The sequence below is a fragment of the Acidobacteriota bacterium genome, from assembly GCA_040756905.1.
Taxonomy (GTDB): Bacteria; Acidobacteriota; Aminicenantia; order JBFLYD01; family JBFLYD01; genus JBFLYD01.
Map to the genome: position 1 here is coordinate 75676 of JBFLYD010000065.1, position 7932 is coordinate 83607.

General features: G+C 34.4%; 6 protein-coding genes. All 6 read right to left on the reverse strand.

All coding sequences use genetic code 11. The features are described from left to right. Positions 1–14: 14 nt before the first annotated feature. The 6 genes from AB1410_11440 to AB1410_11465 all read right to left on the reverse strand — a co-directional run bounded on the left by AB1410_11440 (position 15) and on the right by AB1410_11465 (position 7844). On the reverse strand, positions 15–1355 hold the full coding sequence (locus tag AB1410_11440; GenBank protein ID MEW6457312.1) for a DUF4340 domain-containing protein: 1341 nt from the start codon (positions 1353–1355) through the stop codon (positions 15–17). Next, complete coding sequence (locus tag AB1410_11445; protein ID MEW6457313.1) at positions 1352–2872, reverse strand: Gldg family protein; 1521 nt, start codon at positions 2870–2872, stop codon at positions 1352–1354. The genes AB1410_11440 and AB1410_11445 overlap by 4 nt, the downstream gene beginning before the upstream one ends. Before the next feature lie 19 nt (positions 2873–2891). After that, entirely contained in the window at positions 2892–3659 is a 768-nt protein-coding gene (locus AB1410_11450; protein ID MEW6457314.1) for an ABC transporter permease subunit, read from the reverse strand. Between the two features lie 9 nt (positions 3660–3668). Beyond that, positions 3669–4583: an ATP-binding cassette domain-containing protein gene (locus tag AB1410_11455; GenBank protein ID MEW6457315.1), complete on the reverse strand. Its 915-nt coding sequence runs from the start codon at positions 4581–4583 to the stop codon at positions 3669–3671. Between the two features lie 24 nt (positions 4584–4607). Next, positions 4608–6542: an arginine--tRNA ligase gene (gene argS / locus AB1410_11460; GenBank protein ID MEW6457316.1), complete on the reverse strand. Its 1935-nt coding sequence runs from the start codon at positions 6540–6542 to the stop codon at positions 4608–4610. Positions 6543–7517: 975 nt separating this feature from the next. Then, positions 7518–7844 (reverse strand): DeoR family transcriptional regulator, encoded by a 327-nt coding sequence (locus tag AB1410_11465; GenBank protein MEW6457317.1) that lies wholly within the window; start codon positions 7842–7844, stop codon positions 7518–7520. Positions 7845–7932 lie beyond the last annotated feature (88 nt).

Below are 7932 nucleotides of genomic sequence, written 5' to 3' on the forward strand. Positions count from 1 at the left end.
ATAAAGAAAGATATTTAAGTGACACGACACCAGTCTTTTACATCTTCAGGAATATCTTTCAAGAATCCAGAATCAACAAGAAAAAGATAATTCAACTGGTAATTTTTTACATACACTTTGTCATTTTTTTCTTTTCCTATTAACATTACAATTTTTTTCTCTTTTTTATTCTCCTCTGTATAAATTTCTACTTGAATTTTTGGTACTCTCAGTTCAAATTCATCCAGATTCTTATATGAGTCAACAAATTCTTTTGCTTCTAAATCTTCTAATTTCCTTATAAAATTATCGACTTTCTCAGAATCGGCTTTCCTTTTTTCAGGTTTCAGAATTTCCCACTTATCCTCTTTGTTTTTCTCAAGGTAGAATTCCTGACCATTTTTCTTAATCCTTAGTTTTTTTGTATCATAACTCCAAAACACTGCGACTCTTTTCTCTCTTATCGATTCGACATTTTTATCCAGGTCATTGATTAAAGTTTCTGAAAAAGAAGCAAGGATCGGAGATAAACTCGATACTCCATATACTTTTTTTGTGTCTTTGTCTTCTCTAACTGAAAATTTAAAATTTAACTCTTCCTCTCCCTTAAGATTCAACAAAATCGAGGGACTATCAAGATTAAATTTCTTAAAATCTTCATCATCTGGAGTTTCTTTCAGAAACTCTTTGGCTTCAGAGTTTGAGATTGAATAAAGTATATCGTCTATCTTATTTTTATCGGCAAGAGCTTCGACAGGAGATTGAAGATGCCAGATGTCATCTTTTTTAACAGCTTTCCAGCCAATTTCATCTTTTTGATAATTTACTTCTTTTATCTTCTCTTTCTCAAAATAAAATATTTTTTTGTCCCTGAAATCAAAGAGAGACTTATCGATGTAACTCTTTAAATAGGAAGCTATGAGATAAACTTCATTTCCTTCGCTCCTGACATAAATATTAGAATCAATGGGATTTTCAACTCCAAAGTATATATTTACAGGATTCGGAGAAGATTTTGCCCATATTTTTAACTCTCTATCAGACTTATCCAATCCATATCTCTTCAAGTCCTTAGCTTCACTCTCAACTTTTCTCTCATACTTTAAACTTGAAAAATCATCCACAATTCTCTCAATAGAATATTTATCCGCCTTTGAATCAATGGGAGAGGTTATTCTCCATTCATTGTTCTTTTTCTCAAAGACTATTGTCTCCATCCCTCTTTTAAGGGACAATTTATACACATCCTCTGGGTTTACATTGAATAATCTTCCCTCTATTTTTTCTTTTCTCTCCTCTTTTTTCTCAACAAAATAGATCGCTATGAAAATAAGGGCAAGAATAACGAATAGTATAAGTACTACCCTCCATTTCATAAGCTCCTCCTTCGAAAATATATAAAGATGCCCATGATGATGAACAAGCCAGGAATGATAACGAGAATGGTATAGAATATGAATCTTCCCTGAGATGCTGTCAATTGAATTGTTCTCGGAGCTGCTGTTTTCGGAGATATGGCAATTAAATCAATTTCTTCTGCTAACCAGTTTAAGGAATTTGTAAAAAAGTTTCCATTTCCTGATAGGTTATAAAATTGATTTGACGCAAAATCTGAATCGCCGAATACGATTAACCTTCCTTCCTTTTTAGTTTCTCCCTCAGCCTTCCAGGTTGAAGAAACCACTATGGGAACAGGGCCCTTCCTGTCTTTTTCAGGGTTAAATGAAATCTCCCTGGAACCGAATTGAGTTGATGCCCAGCTATTTGGAGATGTGCTTCCGATAACCTGAGCCGTAATTCCTTCAGGAGCTGGATTTAATACCTCCACTGAACGAGCATATGGGAAAAAAGTAGCATACCTGAATTTTTCTGTTATTGGATGGGAGGAATACTGACTTACCACAGGCATTAGATAATCTCCTCCCAATATCCGGGAAACTGTATCCACGATAAAATCATCTCCCACATTTACCCCCCATTTTTTCAGAAATGAAATAAAACTTGGCGAATCCTGAGGGTCTAACATTAACAAAGACCTCCCGCCATTCTTCAGGTACCTTTCTAAGGCAGATAATTCCTGAGGAAGAAAATCCTTTTTTGGTCCTGCTGCAACAAAAGTAACGCAATCATGGGGAAACCCAGGCTCTTCTGCCAGAAATATTTCTTTAATGTTGTAACCCAATTCTTCTAAAGTCTTTTTAGCCTGAGAATATCCCCTATCAGAATCATCAGCGATGGAAAATTCTCCATGTCCTTTTGAAAAATAAATTGTCTTTCTCTCTTCCCTTGTAACTTTAATTATCGCATTTGTTATATCTTCTTCAGAAACCCCTGTTATTCTTGTCTCATTGTTGTTACATTTAAAAATTGTGGTGCCATCCTCAGAGACATTGTATTCTTTTACAAGGCCAGGGTTTTTATCAGGGTCATAAACTGTGTATCTTATTTTATTGGAATAATACCTATAATTCTTTAAAAAGTCCTCCATCTTTGCTCTCTGGGCTTTTCCTTCTCTAAAAAATCCTGTTATAACCACATCTTTCTTTAGATTTTTAAGGACTTTTATCGACTGGTCTGAAAGGCTGTGAATCTTTCCTTCGGTCAAATCTATACGATAATGAACTTTTGAAAAAAGATAATTCAGCGAGCCCACGATAGCAAGCACAAGAAGGAGAATCAGAAATATATTTCCCGAATAAAGTAAATACTTAATTTTTACCCTTTCCCTAAATTTCTCCCTGTTCAGATAAAAATAAACGAACAATGAAATGAGTCCTGCAGCAAAAAGAAAAAGAAATAGATATTTTTTCTGAGGCCACACTCTATAACATATTCCTCCAGCTATAATCAGTATTCCACCGACATAATTCAAAATTGATTTTAGAATTTCCATGGCTTCCTCCCCTCTCTTCCTATTTCCACTTTTTTGCTTCTATTACAATGTGCGTTAAAAATAATCCAAAAAAAGTAAAGCTTAAATAATAAACAAGGTCAGTAGTATCGATAACTCCTTTTACCATATCATCAAAATGTTCAAAAAAAGATAGATAACCCAATATTCCTTTCCATATCATTCCAGCTGTCTCACCGAGCCAGCTTATAACCCAGAGAAGAAGCAATGATCCGAATCCTAAAACTGCTGCAACAAGCTGACTTTCAGTTATTGCAGATGTGAATATTCCAATTGAAATAAAAGCCGACCCCATTAAAAACAATCCTAAATAACCAATTAGAATGGGTTCTAACTGAGGGTTTCCGTATTTAAATGCAAAAATTGAATACATTCCGGTTATAAGAAGCATGAGAAAAAGGATGGTTATTGAAGCTAAATATTTTCCAATGATTATCTCTGTGGTAGTTACAGGAGATGTAAATAAAAGTTCATCAGTTCCGAGTCTTTTCTCTTCAGAGAAGAGCCTCATGGTCAAAAGGGGAATCATCAGCAAAAGTATAATGCTTGAATTATGAAAAAATGGTGAATAAACCATTTGGTTTATGTTCAACTGAGAGGAATAATAGGGGTTAGCTCCAAACTGGAGTGATTGCAAATTGAACCACATCAAAATGTTGTAATAGAAAAAACCTGAGATCAAAAGAAAAATTGTAAATACTGCATAAGCAATTGGAGAAATGAAATATATTTTCAGCTCCTTTTGAGCAATAGCAATTATATTTCTCATCTTATCCTCCTATTGGGATATGGCTTTTAAATAAATTTCTTCAAGGTCCATACTCAAAGGCCTGACTTCTAACAGCCCCATTTCTTTTATAACCACCTCTCTTATGATTCTATCTTTTAAATTCTTTCCTTTTTCCCATTCAACCCTGAATCCTCCGTCAGATTTTTCAACTTTTTTTACACCATCGAAATTTTCAAAAAATTTTTTCTCTTCAGCTCCTTCCTTTCTTATCTTAATGAAAATCCCCTCTCTATCAGAAAAAGAACTGGTCAATTCATTTAATTCTCCCTGGGCAACCAGTTTTCCCTCGTTTATGATCACAACTCCATCGCAGATCTGAGTAACTTCTGCCAGTATATGAGTGGAGAGAATGATAGTGTGATCTTCTTTGAATGATTTAATCAGTTCTCTAATCTCTATAATCTGAGCAGGATCCAGCCCAAGGGTAGGTTCATCCAGAATAAGAACTTCTGGGGAATGAATTAAAGATTGAGCGATTGCCACTCTCTGTTTATATCCTTTTGATAAATTTCTAATAAGCCTTCCTCTTACTTCATCAAGCCCTGTTTTTGAAATTGAGTAATCAACCCTTTCTTTTAAATTTTTACTCTTTACCCCTTTTATCTTCCCCACAAAATTTAAATAACCATCAACTGTCATGTCAAAATACAGAGGAGGATTCTCCGGCAAATATCCCACAATGCTTTTAAGTTTTCTGGCATCCTTTATTGGGTCAAGATTTGCTACTGAAGCTTTTCCTTCTGAAGGAGGGAGATATCCTGTTAAGATTCTCATTGTAGTGGTTTTTCCGGCACCATTTGGTCCTAAAAATCCCCATATTTTTCCTTTTGAAACTTTAAAACTTAAATTTCTTACAGCATATTTTTCTCCAAATTTTTTGGATAAATTTTCAACATTAATCATATAAACCTCCTTTCTAAAATAAAATCACATTTTTTCAGGAACTGGAATTCCAAGTATTTCAAAGGCATCTTTGAATTTTTCTCTAATGTATAAAAGAATTAAGATTCTTATTTTTCTTATTTCTGGGTCTTTCTCATGAATAATTGAATATTTATGGTAATAATTATTGAATTTCTGGGCAAGGTTGAATATATACTTGCAGAAAAACGAAAACTCTAAACTCTCCACTGAATAATTCAAAGCTTCTAAAAAATATGAACCCTCCAATATTATTTGCCAGAGAATTTCTTTTTCATCATTGTTCAGAATACTCAAATTTATTTTATCTTTATAAAATGAGTTTATTTCTTCCTCGCCGATTCCAGCTTCTTTCAATTTATTCAAAATTGACTGAATCCTGACAAATGAATATTGAAGATATGGCCCTGTTTCTCCCTCAAAATTTAACGCCTCATCAAAATCAAACACCAATACGGAATTTCTCCCAAACTTAAGCATAAAATACCTGAGCCCTGCTTGAGCAATTTCTTTTGCTATTTTTTTTCTCTTACCTGGATCCAAATCCGAATTTCTCTTATCTATTTCCTCCATAGCCTTTTCTTCTAACTTATCAAGCAAATCATCAGCTTTCATTCCAATGCCCTTTCTTCCTGAGACTTCGACAAATCCTTTCTTCTGTTCTGATACAGAAAAACCCAATTCCTTTGCAGCTTTTCTTGAAAGAACAACCATTTCGTAGGAAAAATGGATAGATTTATCAGCTTCTTTTTCAAATCCAAGAGCTCTAAGACTCTGCACCAATACTTTTTGCAGGTCAGCCTGCCTCACATCTATAACATTGTAAACTTTCGATGCTTTCCCAAAAGAAGGGCAAAAATTCCCTGCTTGTTTTTCTGATGTGATCCAGGTCTGTATGTGATTCTCAGATGGAGAATCAAATTTGCTGTAATTAAAATCTTCTCCGAGTAACCCAAATTTCCATAACTGGTAGGCTATATCTTTCCCAACATAAGTTACAGTTCCACTTGACCTTACTATTACTTTCTCCTTCTCATCCCATCCCTCATAATAAATCACCCAGCAACCTTTGTTTTTCCCCTTTTCAGAAAGATAAATAACACCTTTCTCTTTCATGAGTTGAAAAGCCTTTTCCCAGAACTTTCTCTTCAGTACCTGACTCTCAAACGGAAGTAAATCATAGTGCACTCCTATTCTCGCCATTGTTTTTAAATGCTCTATCACAATCCTTCTTACAATCTCTTTCGAGAGTGACCACTCAGGGGCTGAAGCATTTTCTATTTTCTTATGGACATCCTCCCTTCTTTTGGAGAATTCCTGGGATGACTCTAATACCGCGGAGACTTCCTGGTATAAATCCCAAAAATAATAATCGATTTTTCCTTCAATTTTATCAAGATCACCCAAATTTTTTTTCTTAATTTCCTGAAACCCAAAAACCACATCTGCCACCTGGATTCCCGTGTCATCTATATAATTTTGAACCTCTACATTTTCTCCCATATATTTCAATGACTTTACGAGGGCATCACCAAGACATGCATTTCTTAAATGGCCTATATGAGCTGCTTTATTAGGGTTTATATTCGTATGCTCCACAATTATTTTTTTCTCCCTTGGAATCTTTTCCATTTTATCAGTTCCAAAAAGCTCTTCATTAAAAATTTCGTTTCTTTTAAGGAATAAATTTATGTATCCATTTTCCACTTTAACATCTTCCACATATTTCAATCTTCCTTTTAAAATGGAAGAGATTTCATCCGCAATCTTTATTGGGCTTTTTTTCATTGATTTAGATAATTCAAAGGAAATTGTAAGAGCTAAATCTCCATGTTCAGGACCTGGAGTAAAATCAAATTTTATGTTTTCTTCTTTTAGCTCGTAGTTTCCCTTCAATAGCTCATAAATGCTTTTTCTTAAAATCTTTTTCCATTGAACCATTTTAAGTTATAGATAAATAAATATTTAATTTCTATAAAGTAGATTCATCATAGTTAAAAATTATAACAGACCATTATTAAAAATTCAAAAATCTGAATTGCCTCATGAGAAAGTCTCGTATGTTATACTTAGCATATCCTTCGGATTGTAGAGTGGACGCCCTGTGGGTTCAGACTCAGAATGCTTGAATTGAAGCTCTTCAATATATGCCATCTTCCTCTTATCCTGAATTTTAAATAAAATTATATCAGCATGATGAGTTATTTCAAAGAGTTTTCACACAGCCTGAGGTTTTGGATTGGCGAAGTCGGCAGGCTCTTTCTTTTAAAAATGTGTAAATAAAGCCTGCCGACTTCCCGAAGGGTGAAAACGCCAATCTGGTGTTATCTGTCATTGCGGGCATTTCTTTTAATGGTCTCTGTCCCTATTTTCTATTTTCCCATTTTTGAAGTACTTTGTGCATAGGCTGACGACTCCCCAGTATTAGGTTTACTGACTTTTTACTTTCCAAAACCTATACTTAATGTAATACCAGCCGCTAATCCATTCCCAGGTAGCAAATGTCCCTTTTGCAAGAGATCTTATTTTTTCCACTACCTTTTTATTTTCCCACATACTTTTCTTTAATCCTCAATCACTGCTTTCAAGCGAAGCGCTATTTTGGCTAACGGCTCCAGCATAAAAGAAGTCCCGCACTTTTTTATCATTTCAGTAACCATTATAAATGGCTCTTGAAATATTCTAACACTTATCCGTAATATTTCAATGCCTACCTTTAAAAGTGCTGGGTTTGGGTGGTGCCGTAAGGCACGAACCTTTTATACTGTATTAGGCAACCGTTTTGCTTTCTAAAATTCGTCATCTGACGCAAAGTTTGAATAATCAGACGAGAATCTGACAAAAAATAATTGCTCTCTAATAAAAATAATATCTGACGTAAAATCTGGAAATTCTGACAAAAATCTGACGGAAGTTTTATTTCTCTTTAAGGACATAATGGGTTGCCCGTCCAGTTCCCTTTTTTTCTATCAATCTTTCTTCAATTAGCCTTTTAAAGTCCCTGTTTGCTGTATCCCTGGTAATATTGAAATACTTTGTACATTCTTCACTTGCTATCCTTCCATGCTCAAGAAGATATTTTAAAATACCTTTTTGCCGGTCATTAAGCACGGCGAGTTTAGATGGCGCAATTGCATAAATTATGATTGCTTCTTTGGGATGAAGCTCCAGAATTTTTTCACCCGGGCCATGGAAAGTTACAGTAAAATAACCTAGCGTGACTTTATTAAGAAAACCTTGCAAATGTGTGGCTACACAATTTTTTTCCAGCAATATCAATATGTTAAAGACGGAAACCAATCAATTTAAATGTATACACTGAAATTAATAT